Origin of the sequence: Mycobacterium sp. IS-1496 (assembly GCF_001499995.1) — a bacterium.
Classification (GTDB): Bacteria; Actinomycetota; Actinomycetes; order Mycobacteriales; family Mycobacteriaceae; genus Mycobacterium.
Genome location: NZ_LQIU01000045.1, coordinates 51,523 through 65,258 on the forward strand (window position 1 = coordinate 51,523; position 13,736 = coordinate 65,258).

Annotated in this window: 16 protein-coding genes; 4 read left to right on the forward strand and 12 right to left on the reverse strand. The window is 68.7% G+C overall.

What is annotated here, in order from left to right; translation table 11 throughout:
• Window positions 1–28 precede the first annotated feature (28 nt).
• From fusA to AU195_RS20025, 6 genes are all read right to left on the reverse strand, one after another.
• Window positions 29–2,134 carry an elongation factor G gene (gene fusA, locus AU195_RS20000; protein ID WP_082703132.1) on the reverse strand — a complete coding sequence of 702 codons (2,106 nt, stop codon included), beginning with the start codon at window positions 2,132–2,134 and terminating at the stop codon, window positions 29–31.
• Between the two features lie 84 nt (window positions 2,135–2,218).
• A complete protein-coding gene (rpsG, locus tag AU195_RS20005; protein ID WP_011558402.1) occupies window positions 2,219–2,689 on the reverse strand; it encodes a 30S ribosomal protein S7 in 471 nt (156 codons plus the stop codon).
• Window positions 2,689–3,063, reverse strand: coding sequence for a 30S ribosomal protein S12 (gene rpsL / locus AU195_RS20010; RefSeq protein WP_011558401.1), 375 nt, complete (start codon window positions 3,061–3,063; stop codon window positions 2,689–2,691). The genes rpsG and rpsL overlap by 1 nt, the downstream gene beginning before the upstream one ends.
• 319 nt (window positions 3,064–3,382) lie before the next feature.
• Window positions 3,383–4,021, reverse strand: coding sequence for a TetR/AcrR family transcriptional regulator (locus AU195_RS20015; protein WP_059160795.1), 639 nt, complete (start codon window positions 4,019–4,021; stop codon window positions 3,383–3,385).
• Window positions 4,022–4,088: 67 nt separating this feature from the next.
• Window positions 4,089–4,607: a DUF3558 domain-containing protein gene (locus tag AU195_RS20020; RefSeq protein WP_059160796.1), complete on the reverse strand. Its 519-nt coding sequence runs from the start codon at window positions 4,605–4,607 to the stop codon at window positions 4,089–4,091.
• Window positions 4,607–5,149, reverse strand: a complete 543-nt coding sequence (locus AU195_RS20025; protein ID WP_059160797.1) for a DUF3558 domain-containing protein — start codon at window positions 5,147–5,149, stop codon at window positions 4,607–4,609. The genes AU195_RS20020 and AU195_RS20025 overlap by 1 nt, the downstream gene beginning before the upstream one ends.
• A gap of 144 nt (window positions 5,150–5,293) precedes the next feature.
• On the opposite strand from AU195_RS20025, the gene AU195_RS20030 reads away from it, so the two are divergent.
• Window positions 5,294–5,671: a DUF3060 domain-containing protein gene (locus tag AU195_RS20030; protein ID WP_059160798.1), complete on the forward strand. Its 378-nt coding sequence runs from the start codon at window positions 5,294–5,296 to the stop codon at window positions 5,669–5,671.
• Between the two features lie 28 nt (window positions 5,672–5,699).
• Window positions 5,700–6,101: a DUF3060 domain-containing protein gene (locus AU195_RS20035; RefSeq protein ID WP_059160799.1), complete on the forward strand. Its 402-nt coding sequence runs from the start codon at window positions 5,700–5,702 to the stop codon at window positions 6,099–6,101.
• Between the two features lie 39 nt (window positions 6,102–6,140).
• Here the strand turns inward: AU195_RS20035 and AU195_RS20040 are convergent, their stop codons facing one another.
• The 6 genes from AU195_RS20040 to AU195_RS20065 form a co-directional block, all read right to left on the reverse strand.
• Window positions 6,141–6,905 carry a crotonase/enoyl-CoA hydratase family protein gene (locus AU195_RS20040; protein ID WP_059160800.1) on the reverse strand — a complete coding sequence of 255 codons (765 nt, stop codon included), beginning with the start codon at window positions 6,903–6,905 and terminating at the stop codon, window positions 6,141–6,143.
• Window positions 6,902–7,633 (reverse strand): PaaX family transcriptional regulator C-terminal domain-containing protein, encoded by a 732-nt coding sequence (locus tag AU195_RS20045; protein WP_059160801.1) that lies wholly within the window; start codon window positions 7,631–7,633, stop codon window positions 6,902–6,904. Before AU195_RS20045 ends, AU195_RS20040 begins: the two co-directional genes overlap by 4 nt.
• A gap of 1 nt (window position 7,634) precedes the next feature.
• Window positions 7,635–8,573 carry a crotonase/enoyl-CoA hydratase family protein gene (locus AU195_RS20050; protein ID WP_059160913.1) on the reverse strand — a complete coding sequence of 313 codons (939 nt, stop codon included), beginning with the start codon at window positions 8,571–8,573 and terminating at the stop codon, window positions 7,635–7,637.
• Between the two features lie 94 nt (window positions 8,574–8,667).
• Entirely contained in the window at window positions 8,668–10,296 is a 1,629-nt protein-coding gene (locus AU195_RS20055) for an acyl-CoA dehydrogenase family protein (RefSeq protein ID WP_059160802.1), read from the reverse strand.
• A gap of 60 nt (window positions 10,297–10,356) precedes the next feature.
• Window positions 10,357–11,541 (reverse strand): phosphatase PAP2 family protein, encoded by a 1,185-nt coding sequence (locus tag AU195_RS20060; RefSeq protein WP_157531199.1) that lies wholly within the window; start codon window positions 11,539–11,541, stop codon window positions 10,357–10,359.
• A 96-nt stretch (window positions 11,542–11,637) separates the two neighbouring features.
• On the reverse strand, window positions 11,638–12,387 hold the full coding sequence (locus AU195_RS20065; RefSeq protein WP_059160803.1) for a deoxyribonuclease IV: 750 nt from the start codon (window positions 12,385–12,387) through the stop codon (window positions 11,638–11,640).
• 69 nt (window positions 12,388–12,456) lie between these two features.
• Between AU195_RS20065 and AU195_RS20070 the strand changes: the two genes are divergently transcribed.
• Window positions 12,457–12,840 (forward strand): carboxymuconolactone decarboxylase family protein, encoded by a 384-nt coding sequence (locus AU195_RS20070; protein ID WP_059160804.1) that lies wholly within the window; start codon window positions 12,457–12,459, stop codon window positions 12,838–12,840.
• Window positions 12,841–12,850: 10 nt separating this feature from the next.
• Window positions 12,851–13,726 carry an NAD(P)-dependent oxidoreductase gene (locus tag AU195_RS20075; RefSeq protein WP_059160915.1) on the forward strand — a complete coding sequence of 292 codons (876 nt, stop codon included), beginning with the start codon at window positions 12,851–12,853 and terminating at the stop codon, window positions 13,724–13,726.
• Window positions 13,727–13,736: the final 10 nt, after the last annotated feature.

The window sequence follows — 13,736 nt, forward strand, 5'->3', positions numbered from 1 at the left end:
TGTTCAGTTGTGGTCCGTGAAGGGACGGTTACTGACCCGTCGCCTTCGCGATGATCTCCTTCGACACGTTCGCCGGAACCTCGGCGTACGAGTCGAACACCATGGAGTAGTTCGCCCGGCCCTGGGTCTTCGACCGAAGGTCGCCGACATAGCCGAACATCTCCGACAGCGGCACTTGCGCCTTGACGACGCGCGCACCGGCCCGCTCCTCCATGGCCTGGATCTGACCACGGCGGGAGTTCAAATCGCCGATCACTTCACCCATGTAGTCCTCGGGTGTGGTCACCTCGACGGCCATGATCGGCTCGAGGATCACCGGCTGAGCCGCCTGCGCGGCCTTCTTCAAGACCTGCGAACCGGCGACCTTGAACGCCATTTCCGACGAGTCGACCTCGTGGTAGGCGCCGTCGAGCAGGGTCACCTTGATGTTCACCAGCGGGTAGCCGGCGAGCACGCCGTACTGCATGGCGTCCTGCGCACCGGCATCCACCGAGGGGATGTACTCGCGCGGGATGCGGCCACCGGTGACCTTGTTCTCGAACTCGTAGGTGGCACCGTCCTCGCCGCTGAACGGCTCGAGGTCGATGAGCACCTTCGCGAACTGGCCGGAGCCACCCGTCTGCTTCTTGTGGGTGAACTCGACCTTCTCGACCTTGCGCTTGATGGTCTCGCGGTAGGCCACCTGGGGCTTACCGACGTTGGCCTCGACCTTGAACTCGCGACGCATGCGGTCGACGAGGATGTCGAGGTGGAGCTCGCCCATGCCGCCGATGACGGTCTGGCCGGTCTCCTGGTCCAGGTGCACCTTGAACGTGGGATCCTCTTCGGCCAGCTTCTGGATCGCCGTGCCGAGCTTCTCCTGGTCGCTCTTGGTCTTGGGTTCGATGGCCACCTCGATCACCGGATCGGGGAAGGTCATCGACTCGAGCACGATCTGCTGGTTCGCATCGCTCAGAGTGTCACCGGTGGTGGTGTCCTTGAGGCCGATGACCGCGTAGATGTGGCCGGCCGACGCACGCTCGACAGGGTTCTCCTTGTTGGCGTGCATCTGGAACAGCTTGCCCAGCCGCTCCTTCTTGCCCTTGGTGGAGTTGATGACCTGCGAACCGGACTCGACGGTGCCGGAGTAGACGCGGACGTAGGTCAGCTTGCCGAAGAACGGGTGCACCGCGATCTTGAATGCCAGCGCCGAGAAGGGCTCGTCGACCGACGGCTTGCGGGTGATGACCTCGTCCTCTTTGTTGGGCACGTGGCCCTGCACGGACTCGACGTCCAGCGGAGAGGGCAGGTAGTCGACGACCGCGTCGAGCATGGGCTGCACGCCCTTGTTCTTGAACGCGCTGCCGCACAGCACCGGGTACAACTCGGAGTTGACCGTCAGCTTGCGGATCGCGCCCTTGATCTCGTCGACCGTGAGCTCTTCACCACCGAAGTACTTCTCCAGCAGCGCCTCGTCGGTCTCGGCGACCGCCTCGAGCAGCTTGGTGCGGTACTCGTCGGCCTTGTCGGCGAGGTCGGCTGGGATGTCCTCGACCTCGTACTTCTCGCCGAGGGCAGTCTCGCCACGCCAGACTTTGGCCTTCATCTCGACCAGGTCGATGATGCCGATGAAGTCGTTCTCCGCGCCGATCGGCAGCTGGATCACCAGCGGGGTCGCGCCGAGGCGCTCCTCGATGGTGCGCACGGTGAAGTAGAAGTCCGCGCCCAACTTGTCCATCTTGTTGACGAAGCAGATGCGCGGCACGTCGTACTTGTCGGCCTGACGCCACACCTGCTCGGACTGCGGCTCGACGCCCTCTTTGCCGTCGAACACGGCAACGGCGCCGTCGAGCACACGGAGGCTGCGCTCCACCTCGACGGTGAAGTCGACGTGCCCGGGGGTGTCGATGATGTTGATCTGGTTGTCGTTCCAGAAGCAGGTCACCGCGGCGGAGGTGATGGTGATGCCGCGCTCCTGCTCCTGTTCCATCCAGTCGGTGGTCGACGCACCGTCATGCGTCTCACCGATCTTGTAGTTGACACCCGTGTAATACAGGATGCGCTCGGTCGTCGTCGTCTTACCGGCGTCGATGTGCGCCATGATGCCGATGTTGCGGACCTTGTTCAGGTCGGTCAACACGTCCTTCTGTGCCACAGAAGTCTTCCCACTCTCGCTTGCTCGATTGCTGTTGTCAGCCGATACCGCACACGCCGGCCGCTTCCTGCCGCCGGCCGAAGATCACCAGCGGTAGTGCGCGAAGGCGCGGTTGGCCTCGGCCATCTTGTGGGTGTCCTCACGCCGTTTGACGGCGGCACCCAGGCCATTGCTGGCATCGAGGATCTCGTTGGCCAGCCGCTCGACCATGGTCTTCTCCCGACGCGCCTTCGAGAAGCTCACCAGCCACCGCAGGGCCAGCGTCACGGAGCGATCGGGACGAACCTCGACCGGCACCTGATAGGTGGCGCCACCGACGCGGCGGCTGCGCACCTCGAGGGCGGGCTTGACGTTGTCGAGAGCGCGCTTCAGGGTGACCACCGGATCGGTGCCCGTCTTGTCGCGGGCCTGTTCGAGCGCACCATAGACAATGCGTTCGGCCAGCGATTTCTTCCCGTCCAGCAGCACTTTGTTGACCAGCTGGGTGACCAGCTGCGACCCGTAGACCGGATCGTTGACCAGCGGACGCTTGGGTGCGGGGCCCTTGCGCGGCATCAGCTCTTCTCCTTCTTGGCGCCGTAGCGGCTGCGCGCTTGCTTGCGGTTCTTCACGCCCTGGGTGTCAAGCGAACCGCGGATGATCTTGTAACGCACACCGGGGAGGTCCTTCACACGACCGCCGCGCACCAGCACCATCGAGTGCTCCTGCAGGTTGTGGCCCTCACCGGGGATGTATGCGGTCACCTCGACCTGGCTGGTCAGCTTCACGCGCGCGACCTTCCGAAGTGCCGAGTTCGGCTTCTTCGGGGTGGTCGTGTACACGCGGGTGCACACGCCGCGACGCTGCGGGCTGCCCTTGAGGGCCGCGGTCTTCACCTTGGCGATCTTGTCGCGGCGACCCTTGCGGACCAGCTGGTTGATGGTTGGCATGTACCGGCTTTCTGTGTTGCTTCCGTGTGGTGCTTGTCGTCTGTGGTGGTGCTCTGTACTGCTTCGGTGCTGTTCAAGTCTCTGTACTGCTGTTACGGCCCGGTCGCGTCCCCCGCGTCCGGGCGTGTCGCACGCGCACACCTCGAAGCAATTCCGCTGCGTGGTAGACATGCGAATTTGCCCGGCATGTGGGCATGCTGTCTGGTTGTCACCCCGTCGCATGCGCCTCGACGGCCAGGCACGATCCCCCACAATACCAGGATGGCCCCGTCGCTCCAAAAGTCGTTCCAGACGGGGCGCGCAGCGCTCTGACCGGCGCTTAGCGCAGGTCAGCGCCCACGCCGCCGGAGCGGCGTTCCATCCCGGAGGCCAGGCGCAGCACCATGTCGGTGAACACCGCGTCGGTGTCGATGCCGTTCATCACCCCGGTCATCTCCAGCAGCACGAACCCGTGCATGGCCGACCAGAACTCCAGCGCGGCGTAGAACGCCTCCTCGCCGTCGAGTCCGTAGGAGGCCAGCACCTCGATCACCGGGGTGGCCGCGGCGCGGGTGGCGTCGGTGAACTCGGGGTCGTCCCCGCCCAGCGGCATCCGGGTGAACGCGGAGTACCGGCCCGGGTGGTGGTGGGCGTAGCTGCGGTAGGAGCTGGCCATCGCCATCACCGCATCGTCGCGGGTGCGGCCCTGGCCAACGGTGGTGAGCATGCCGATGATGTCGCCGACCACCCGCATCCGCACGGTGCGGCGCAGGTCGTCGAGGCTGTGCACGTGGTTGTACAGCGACGGCCCCTTGGTGCCGAGCTGGGTGGCCAGCGCGTTGATGGTCAGCGCGTCCCAACCTTCGCGGTCCAGGAACGTCAGGGCGGCGTTGACGATCGCGTCGCGGCTCAGCCGGGTGGTCTTGGCGGCAGCACGCGCCCGACCGCCCGCCGTCCGCGGGTCCGGTTGAGCCGGCATGTCCTTGTCACCCTCCGTCTGTCACCGACCGATGTGCGGTCGGCGGAGACTCTAACCCTACGGCGCATCAGTTCACGCGTTGCTGGCTGAGTTGGGCGAGGCGTTCGGTGATCGAGCACAGATCCGGCAGCATGTCGGGGTTCATGGTCTGGATCGACCAGGTGATCACGTCGCCGCCCTTGGCCACATAGATACTGCAGGCGTTGGTGTCGGCGGCCTTGAAACCCTTGTTGCCGTCGACCGACAGTTCGGTGATCTTGCGGCCCGCCTGCTGTTCGAGCTCGCGTTCGACATCCATGTCGCTGCCGCGGTACCACCAGGTCGAGATGCCCATCCCGGCGCCGAACGTGCCGAGCATGGTGTCCTCCTGCCAGAAGCAGCCGGCGTCGCTGTCGACGACCTTCTTGAACACCGTCGACTCCGCCGCCTTGGTGACGTCCTCGTCGGTCACGCCGTTGCACCCGTCGCTGCGGAAGGACCCGGCGGGCGGGTCCGCCGCCGGGGTGGCCTGCGGTTCGTTCCCGCCGCCGCAGCCGGACAGCAGCAGCGCTGCCGTCGCGGAGATGCCGAAGATGAACCGCTTCATCACAGATCCGACGAGAGGGTCGCCGACAACAACTTCTCCGCGTCCACGCAGGGGTCACCGGTTTCCTGCCCGCGGTACTGCACCCACCAGCTGAGCACTCCTGGTCCGGCCGCCGCGGTCGCCGAGCACGCCACCCCGGTCGTCGACCGTCGGGCCAGGAAGGCGGGATGCCGCTCGACGTCGGTGTCGCTCACCTGTGCGCCTCGCTCGGCGGCGAGGGTGCGTTCGCGTTGCAGGCTGCCGGTGTCGAACCACGAGAAGGTGACGTCGACCATGACCTCGTCGCGCATGAGCACGTACTGGCACACCGCACCGCTGTACGGACGCACCACCTCGTCGGCGGCCAGGGTCTCCGAGACCGTGGAGTCCTCGAGCAGACCGCAGCGGTTGTCGACGTATCCGTAGTCGCGGTCGGGGTCCGGGACGGCGTCGGACTTCGCGGGCATCGCCGTGCCGGTGACCGAGTGCGCGCAACCGGCGGTCACCACCACGGTGACCGCCGCAGCGGCCCAACCCGCAACAACGCCGACACGCCGACTCATCACCGCCAACGGTACCCAGCCCCGGCGGGTTCAGCGACCGGTGCGCCCGACGCCACAGACGTCGAACCAGCGGAAGGCCGCCGCCGCTGCGGTCGGGGCACGTACGCTGCTTCCATCAGCTGGGCGCGACGAAGGGATACGACGGTGCGATCGATCGCTGCAACCCGTTGCGTGGCGGCCGCAGCCGCCGTGTTGTTCGCCTCGGCCGCCGTCGGCGCACCGAGCGCGCACGCCAAGAACGGTGACACCCACATCACCGGCACCGGCATGTCGCAGACCATCGACTGCCGGGACTCCGTGCTGCACGTCAACGGCAACGGCAATCAGGTGTTCGCGATGGGCACGTGCTGGGCGGTGACGATGCAGGGCTCGGGGAACATCGTGGTCGCCGACAACGTGATCAACGACATCACCGTCTACGGCTGGGATCAGACCGTGATGTACAAGAACGGCGACCCCATCATCTGGGACCGCGGCCGTGAGCTGGGCATGACGAACCGGATCAACAAGGTGCCGGCCTGACCGTCCGGTGACCGGAAAGCGAGAAGCGATGTCGGTCCGTACCGCGTTCGCGGCCCTGGCGGCGACGGCCGCGTTCGCGCTGGCCGGGTGCGGGTCGGAGAGCAGCGACACCAACACCCCGACCGCGACGGCGGGCTCGTCCGGCGCGCAGGTGGAGATCGGCAACACGATCAACTACGGCTCGGTCGGCACCACCGCGGAGGTCGATTGCGCCGACGGCAAGGCGCTCAACGTCGGCGGGTCCAACAACAAGCTGACGGTGTCCGGGACGTGCGCGAACGTCAACATCGGCGGCACCGACAACACCATCTCCTTCGAGCGGGTCGATAAGGAGATCACGGTCGTCGGACTGAACAACACGATCACCTACGCCGACGGCGACCCCAAGATCGACGACCTCGGCTCCAACAACAAGATCACCAAGGGGTGAGTCGGCGTAGTCGGGTGCGCCGAGCGACCTACACCGACATCACGCTTGCGCGCCGTGGCGGCCTGCGCCGGCGGCGAAGCGCCCAGCACCCTCGAGCGCCTCGTCTTTGACCCGCGAGATGCTGGCGAACTCCCGGTCGATGGCCTCGGCCTCCGGCAGCCCCCACTGGCCCAGCGCCGAGAGCCGGTCCGCGCGCATGCACTGCTGCGGGAACCGGGCGATCTCGGCCGCCAACGCCTCGGCCTGCTGACGCGCCTGCCCCTTGGGGACGACGCGGTTGGCCAGGCCGATCGCGTGGGCCTCGGCGGCGTCGACGGCGCGGCCGGTCAGGATCAGGTCCATCGCCCGGCTCTGCCCGATCAGCCGGGGCAGCCGTACGGTGCCGCCGTCGATCAGCGGCACACCCCAGCGGCGGCAGAACACCCCGAGCACCGCGTCCTCTTCGACGACCCGCAGATCGCACCACAGCGCGAGTTCGAGTCCGCCTGCGACGGCGAAACCGCTGACCGCGGCGATCACCGGTTTGGACAGCACCATGCGCGTCGGGCCCATCGGCCCCGGCCCGCTGCGGTGCACGGCGTTGGCGTCGGGGGTGCCGAACGCCTTGAGGTCGGCCCCGGCGCAGAACGTGCCGTGGTCGCCCCACAGCACGGCGACCGATGCCGAGTCGTCGCGGTCGAAGTCGTCGAACGCTTCGTGAAGCGCCTCGGCGGTGGGGCGGTTGACGGCGTTGCGGGCGTCGGGCCGGTCGATGATCACCGTGGTCACCGCACCGCTGCGCTCGACGCGGACGGGTCCTGTCATGTCGCCTCCATCAGTTGGGCATCGCGTAGGTGGGCATCGCGCCGCTCGACGAGTTCGGCGGCGAAAGCGGTGTAGGCCGTGCGCAGTTCGTCGCCGGGCCAGCGCTCGGGCAGCAGTTCGGCGGGCAGCACGGGATCGGTGAGCAGGTGCCGGACGATCGCGGCGGCGGTGACGAAGCGGGCCGGAATGTCGTGCGCCGCGGCCATGTCGTCGAGCAGGCGAGCGCCCCGGTCGGCCCAGCCGGGCAGGTCCCAGAGCCGGGTGGCCAAGCTTCGCGGGTCGTCGTCGCGGGCGTGCAGGACGCGCACGCGGTCGGCGACGTCGTCGGGCAACGTCGCGTCGAGGTTGTCCGGCCGCAGCCACACCCCTTCGCGCAGTTCGCCGAATCGGTTGTCCTGCAACGTGTTCCGCATGGCGGCGCGGGTGCGGGCGTCGGTCCCGACGCTGGTGATCACCAGCGTGGTCCAGGTGCCGTCCCAGGAACGCGCCCGCGGATTGATGGCATCGTCCTGGCGGCGCTGCCGGGCCAGCAGCCGGTCGGAGAGCCGGTAGCCGTCGGCCGAGCGGACCAGGTCACCGGCGCTCACCATGCGCGTCAGCGCCACCCGCACGGTCTGTTCGCGCAGGTCGAAATCGGCGGTGAGACGGATCAATTCGCCGGCGGTGGCCCAGGCCGGATGCGCGCCGAGCAGGACCGACAGGACCACCGAACGCGCCGTCAACCGCATGTCACACTCCGGACGCTCGTCGGCCGTGGTCGCCGAACGGTTCGTCACGCTGCCGGACCGCCTCGCGGAAACCGTGTTCGCGGGACTGCGCGACGAACGCATGCCCCTCCGGCGTGTGCCGCGCAATACCGTCGAACACCGTGCTGACCATTCGGCTGGTGGCCACGCCCTGCTGCAGCAGCGCCGAGTTCATCGCGAGTTTGACCATGATCAGCTGGTTGACCGGGACGGCGGCGATGCGTTCGACGAGGCGTTCGGTGCGCTCGTCGAGGTCCTCGGGTTCGGGCGCCTCGACGGCCAGACCCCATTCGGCGGCCTGGCGGCCGGTGAGGCAATCCCCGGTCAGCAGAAGCCGTTTCGCGCGCTGGTCACCGAGCCGGTGGGCCCACATGCCGGCGGCGGGCACACCCCAGACCCGGGTGGGCGGGTAGCCGATCTTGGCGTCCGCCGCGGCGATCACCTGGTCGGCGTGCAGCGCGATGTCGGTGCCGCCGGCCACGCAGTAGCCGTGGATCTTGACGACCGTCGGCTTGTCGCAGTGCAGCAGGCTGGAGAACCCGCGGACGAAGCGGCTCATCATCTGGTAGTCGATCATCGGATCCCACGGCTGATCCGGCAGGTGGTTGATCGCCTGGGTCTTGCCCGACAGCACGGTGTCGCGGTACGGGCTGCCGCCACCGGCCGACGACGAACCCTCGGCATAGGCGCCCAGGTCGAAGCCTGCGCAGAAGCCCTCCCCGCGGCCGGACACCAGGATGACGTGCACGTTCGGGTCGAGGTCGGCGCGTTCGACGAGTGCCGACAGTTCCAGCGGGGTGTCGGCGACGATCGCGTTGCCCTTGTCGGGGCGGTTGAAGGTGATCCGGGCGATCCGGTCGGTGACCTCGTAGGTCATGGTCTTGAGGTCGTCGAAGTCGACGGGCCGAATTGCGTGGGTCATGGCGTCACCGCCCACCGCGACGGTGCGTGTCTGCACACGCCACACCGCCGCGAAAGCTGCATTTGCGCACGCTCGCGGATAAGGCGCAACCCCGTCACCCCTTCACCAGCGCGCGCTCGAGGATCGGCGCGAGGTCCAGTCCGACGGGCAGCGTGCCGAACGCGCCGCCCCACTGCCCGCCCATCCGGGTGGCCAGGAACGCCTCGGCCACCGCGGGGTGTCCGTGCCGGACCAGCAGCGCGCCCTGCAGCGCAAGGCAGATGTCCTCGGCCACCTTGCGTGCGCGGTACTGGACCGTTGCGAGGTCGTCGAGCGCCGGACGAAGCGCGTCGACGTGCGCGTCGAGCCGGGCGTCGTGACCGGCCGTCTGGGCGAGCTCGTCGAACAGCACCTCGACGCTTTCCGGACGGGTTGCCATGGCGCGCAACGTGTCCAGCGCGCTGACGTTGCCGGAGCCCTCCCAGATACCCATCAGCGGCGCCTCGCGGTACAGCCGCGGCATGCCGGAGTCCTCGACGTAGCCGTTGCCGCCCAGGCATTCCATCGCCTCGGCCGCGTGCGGGGTGGCGCGTTTGCACACCCAGTACTTCGCGGCGGCCAGGCCGATGCGGCGCAGCAGCGCTTCGCGGTTGTCGCCGCGCACGGCGCGGTCGGTGGCGCCGGCCATCCGCATCGCGACCATGGTGGCGGCCTCGGCCTCGACGGCCAGGTCGGCCAGGACGTTGCGCATCAGCGGTTGGTCGATGAGGTACTCGCCGAAGGCCTTGCGGTGCTGGGCGTGGTGGATCGCGCGGGTGAGCCCGCTGCGCATGCTGGTCGCCGACCCCAGCGTGCAGTCGAGTCGCGTCAGGTTGACCATCTCGATGATGGTCGGCACGCCGCGGCCCTCCTCGCCGACCAGCCACGCCGTCGCGCCGTCGTATTCGACCTCGCTCGAGGCGTTGGCGTGGTTGCCGAGCTTGTCCTTGAGGCGCTGCAACAACATTCGGTTGCGCGTGCCGTCCGGCAGGATGCGCGGCAGGAAGAAGCACGACAGACCGCCGGGAGCCTGGGCGAGCACCAGGAAGATGTCGCACATCGGCGCCGAGGTGAACCACTTGTGGCCGGTCAGCGAGTAGGTGCCGTCCCCGTTCGGCACCGCCTGCGTGGTACCCGCGCGCACGTCGGAGCCGCCCTGCTTCTCGGTCATCGACATGCCCGCGGTGATGCCGGGCTTGGTCGACGGCACTCTCAGTTCGGGGTCGTACACCCGGCTGGTCAGCAGCGGTTCGTACACCGCGGCGAGGTCGGGGTTGGCGCGCAGCGCGGGGACGACGGCGTAGGTCATCGAGATCGGGCAGATGTGCCCGGGTTCGGGTGTCCACACCGACGTCTTGGCTGCGCGGACGACGTGCGCGCCGGCGCGGTCGTCCGCCCACGGCGCGGCGTGCAGCCCGTGACCGACCGCCACGGTCATCAGCTCGTGGTAGGCGGGGTCGAACTCGACCTCGTCGATGCGGTGGCCGGTGCGGTCGTGGGTGTGCAGGACGGGCCGGTTGCGGTCGGCGAGTTCGCCCCAGCGCTGGGCCCGCGCGCTTCCCGAGAGCGCGCCCAACTCGGTGACCTCGTCGAGGCCCCACTCCCCGCCTTCGCGGATCAGCGCCTCGATGAGCACCGGCGAGGCGGCCGGGTTGTGGTCCTCCAGCGGCGGGACCTGGTTGGTGACGACGTGCGTATCGCGCATACCCGCAGTGTTACACCTATGGCGACAGCCGCACAAGACCTGTAATACCGCAGCGGCGGGTCAGCGCGGGTCGAGTTCGCCGACGGCCGCCCGGTGCTCGACCGGAACGGCGGCGACCTCGTCCACCTCGGGGTGGGTGGTCACCCGGCCCGGACCGACGTCGAGGCGCTCGGGGACGTCCGCCTCACGGCGGGTCGAGGCCCTGGACCGCCGCCAGGCGTCGTAGCGGTTCAGCGCGACCACCGCGACCGCGGCGAACGCCCACCCCAGCAGGATGTCGATGACGTAGTGCTCGGCCGTGTACACCAGCGTGAACGCCATCACCAGCACGTAGCCGACCAGCACCGGACGCCATCCGCGGTGCACGCGGTGCCACAGGAAGGCCGCGATCGCCGCGGTCATCCCGGCGTGCAGCGACGGGATGGCGGCCACCAGGTTCACGCTCGCCTGCCCGGCGTCGAGCAGGGCGGTCGCCGAATGCAGGTTCAACTTGCCCCACCCGCGCCCGACGATCCGTTCGATCCACTGGTTCGCACCGTCCTGGCTGAACTGCATCGAGCCGAGGACGCCGCCGTCGGGCACGCCGCGGGCGGACCGGAACATGCACCGCGGATCGGACGGACCACCCTCCACGTCGGCGGCCGTGCAGCGGGCCGCGGCCCACGGCGGCGCGGCGGGGAACAACGCGTAGACGATCAGCGCGGCGACGTTGAGGCCGACGAACAACCGCACGAACGCCTTCCACTCCTCGCGGTTGCGCAGCCACAGCACGCCGGCGATCACGTACGGGAGGATGAAGAACGACATGTAGACGGTGCTGATGCCGATCTCCCACCACGGCGGGGTCGGCTCCTTGAGCCGCTCCTGCAGCCACACCGTCGGCATCGTCCCGAAGAAGAGCCACCGGTCGGCGTCGGCCTGCCAGTGCCACAGGGTGGGCCTGCCGATCAGCGTGGCCGCCCCGCGGCTCAGGTCGTAGGCCAACAGGACCAGCGCGAACGGCAGCCAGTCGCGGATCACGAACAGCATCCGGCGGCCCCGGCCGATGCTGGCGGCCAGCAGTCCGGTGGCGATGTAGAGCAGCACCAGTTCGCGGTTGAACGCGAACCCGTCGGTGGCCGTGCGGTACACCACGACGAAGGCCCACACGGCGATCGCCGTCCACCGCGCGATCGTCAGCCAACGCCTCCTCGACGAGACGTCAGGTGGCGTCAGCGCAATCGACGACTGGTCAACCGCGGACACATCGGCCTTTCGGAGTCGGTGCTGGTCCGACTGAGCCTAGTTAACCGCTCCGCTACCCGTCGTTCGACGTCTGTTTGCGCGACCGAAGTGTGACCCTCAGAGGTTCTCGCGCAGGAAGGCGATGTCGTCCTTGCGGCCGTCGTCGGAGGTCTCGCAGATGACCGGCGCGTCGGCGGCCTCCACGACCGCGACGAGCAGCTGAGGGTCGATCTGGCCGTTGCCGAAGTTGGCGTGCCGGTCGGCCCCCGAACCCGCCGCATCCCGCGAGTCGTTGCAGTGGACCAGGTCGATCCGCCCGGTGATGCGCTTGATCCGCGAGACGGCGTCGATCAGCGTCTCGCCGGCCGCCCACGCGTGGCAGGTGTCGAGGCAGAAACCGATGCCGAAGTCGCCGATGTGGTCCCACAGCCGGCCGATGGTGTCGAAGTAGCGCGCCATGGCGTGCTCACCACCGGCGGTGTTCTCGAGGTAGACGGGCACCGTCGTCTCGAGCCGGTCGAGAGCCTTGACCCACCGCTCGAAACCGGCCTCCATGTCCTTGTCGTCGGCGTGTCCGCCGTGCACGATCACCGCGGTGGCGCCCACCTCGGCGGCCGCGTCGCAGGTGTCCTGCAGGATCTTGCGCGACGGGATGCGCACCCGGTTGTTCGCCGACGCCACGTTGATCAGGTACGGCGCGTGGACGTAGAGCGGGATGTTCGAGGCTTTCAGCGCCTCGGCGTCCTCGCGGGGTTTGGGCTTCTTCCAGCTCTGCGGGTCGCCGAGGAAGAACTGCACCACGTCGGCGCCGTCGGCCTCGGCGGCGGCCAGGGGATCGTCGTTGCGGACATGGGAACCGATGAGCACGCCGTCGAGTCTAGGCGCGGGGGCTGACATCCCGACCGGCGCGCACCGCTGCGCGCACAATGACTCCCCATGGATCAGGACACCTATGACAAGGGCAGGCGGGTACGCACCGAGGTTCTCGGCGAGGCCTACGTGCGCAAGGCCACGGCCGACGCCGACGCGTTCAGCAAGCCACTGCAAGATCTGCTCACCGAGTACTGCTGGGGTGCGGTGTGGGGCCGCGACGGGCTGCCGCGGAGCATCCGCAGCATGCTCAACATCGCGATGATCTCGGTGCTCAACCGCCCCCACGAGCTGCGCACCCACATCCGGGGGGCGCTGGCCAACGGTGTCACGCGCGAGGAGATCCAGGAGGTGCTGCTGCAGGTGACCGTCTACGCCGGCGCGCCCGCGGGTGTCGACGGCTTCCGGGTGGCGCGTGAGGTGTTCGCCGAACTCGACGGCGGGCAGTGACGTGACGGGTCTGGATCTCGGGTTCATCGGGCTCGGCAACATGGGGCTGCCCATGGTCGGGCGGCTGGTCGCGGCGGGTCACCGGGTCGTCGCGTTCGACACCCGCGGTGCGGCGCTCGACGCCGCAGCGGCACTCGGCGCACAGCCCGCGGCGTCGGTCCGGGCCGTCGCCGACCGCGCCGACACGGTGTTGGCCAGCCTCCCGACACCGGAGGTCTCGAAGCAGGTGGCCACCGGTCTCGACGGCATGCGCGTCAAGCAGTTCGTCGATCTCTCGACGGTGGGCAGTACGGTCGCCGGCCACAATCACGACGTGCTGGCGGCGCGCGGCATCGCGGCGTTCGACGCCCCGGTCAGCGGCGGTGTCGCGGGCGCCGAGAGCGGCACGCTGGCGGTCATGGTCTCCGGACCGCGCGAGCGGTTCGACACGGTGGCGCCTGCGCTCGAGGCGATCGGCCGGCCGATCTTCGTCGGCGAGACACCCGGTGCGGCGCAGACCATGAAGTTGATGAACAACCTCGTCGCGGCCACCACCCTGGCGGTCACCGCGGAGGTGATGGTGATGGGCGTGAAGGCCGGTCTCGCACCGCAGACCATCCTCGACGTCCTCAACGCCGGCTCGGGAGCCACGCACGCCAGCCGGGACAAGTTCCCCCGCGCGGTGCTGCCCCGCACCTTCGACCACGGCTTCGCCACCGGCCTGATGGTCAAGGATGTCCGGCTCTACGTCGACGAGGCGCAGACGGCGGGGTCTCCGACGCCGATCGCCGCCGCGGTGCGCGAGCTGTGGGAGGAGGTCATGTCTGAGTGCGGCCCCGACTCCGATTTCACGTCGGTGGTCAAACCGTTCGAGGACGCGGCGGGTGTGGTGATCGACGGTCGGTGAGGGTCGCGGC

What these genes read in the sequence shown, in the direction of transcription:
- AU195_RS20045 (WP_059160801.1), bottom strand. Translation starts at nt 7,633, where the DNA reads ATGCGGTTGACGGCGCGTTCGGTGGTCCTGTCGGTCCTGCTCGGCGCG.
- AU195_RS20050 (WP_059160913.1), bottom strand. Translation starts at nt 8,573, where the DNA reads ATGACCCACGCAATTCGGCCCGTCGACTTCGACGACCTCAAGACCATG.
- AU195_RS20020 (WP_059160796.1), bottom strand. Translation starts at nt 4,607, where the DNA reads ATGAAGCGGTTCATCTTCGGCATCTCCGCGACGGCAGCGCTGCTGCTG.
- rpsG (WP_011558402.1), bottom strand. Translation starts at nt 2,689, where the DNA reads ATGCCGCGCAAGGGCCCCGCACCCAAGCGTCCGCTGGTCAACGATCCG.
- AU195_RS20035 (WP_059160799.1), top strand. Translation starts at nt 5,700, where the DNA reads ATGTCGGTCCGTACCGCGTTCGCGGCCCTGGCGGCGACGGCCGCGTTC.
- AU195_RS20015 (WP_059160795.1), bottom strand. Translation starts at nt 4,021, where the DNA reads ATGCCGGCTCAACCGGACCCGCGGACGGCGGGCGGTCGGGCGCGTGCT.
- rpsL (WP_011558401.1), bottom strand. Translation starts at nt 3,063, where the DNA reads ATGCCAACCATCAACCAGCTGGTCCGCAAGGGTCGCCGCGACAAGATC.
- AU195_RS20055 (WP_059160802.1), bottom strand. Translation starts at nt 10,296, where the DNA reads ATGCGCGATACGCACGTCGTCACCAACCAGGTCCCGCCGCTGGAGGAC.
- AU195_RS20040 (WP_059160800.1), bottom strand. Translation starts at nt 6,905, where the DNA reads ATGACAGGACCCGTCCGCGTCGAGCGCAGCGGTGCGGTGACCACGGTG.
- AU195_RS20025 (WP_059160797.1), bottom strand. Translation starts at nt 5,149, where the DNA reads ATGAGTCGGCGTGTCGGCGTTGTTGCGGGTTGGGCCGCTGCGGCGGTC.
- AU195_RS20070 (WP_059160804.1), top strand. Translation starts at nt 12,457, where the DNA reads ATGGATCAGGACACCTATGACAAGGGCAGGCGGGTACGCACCGAGGTT.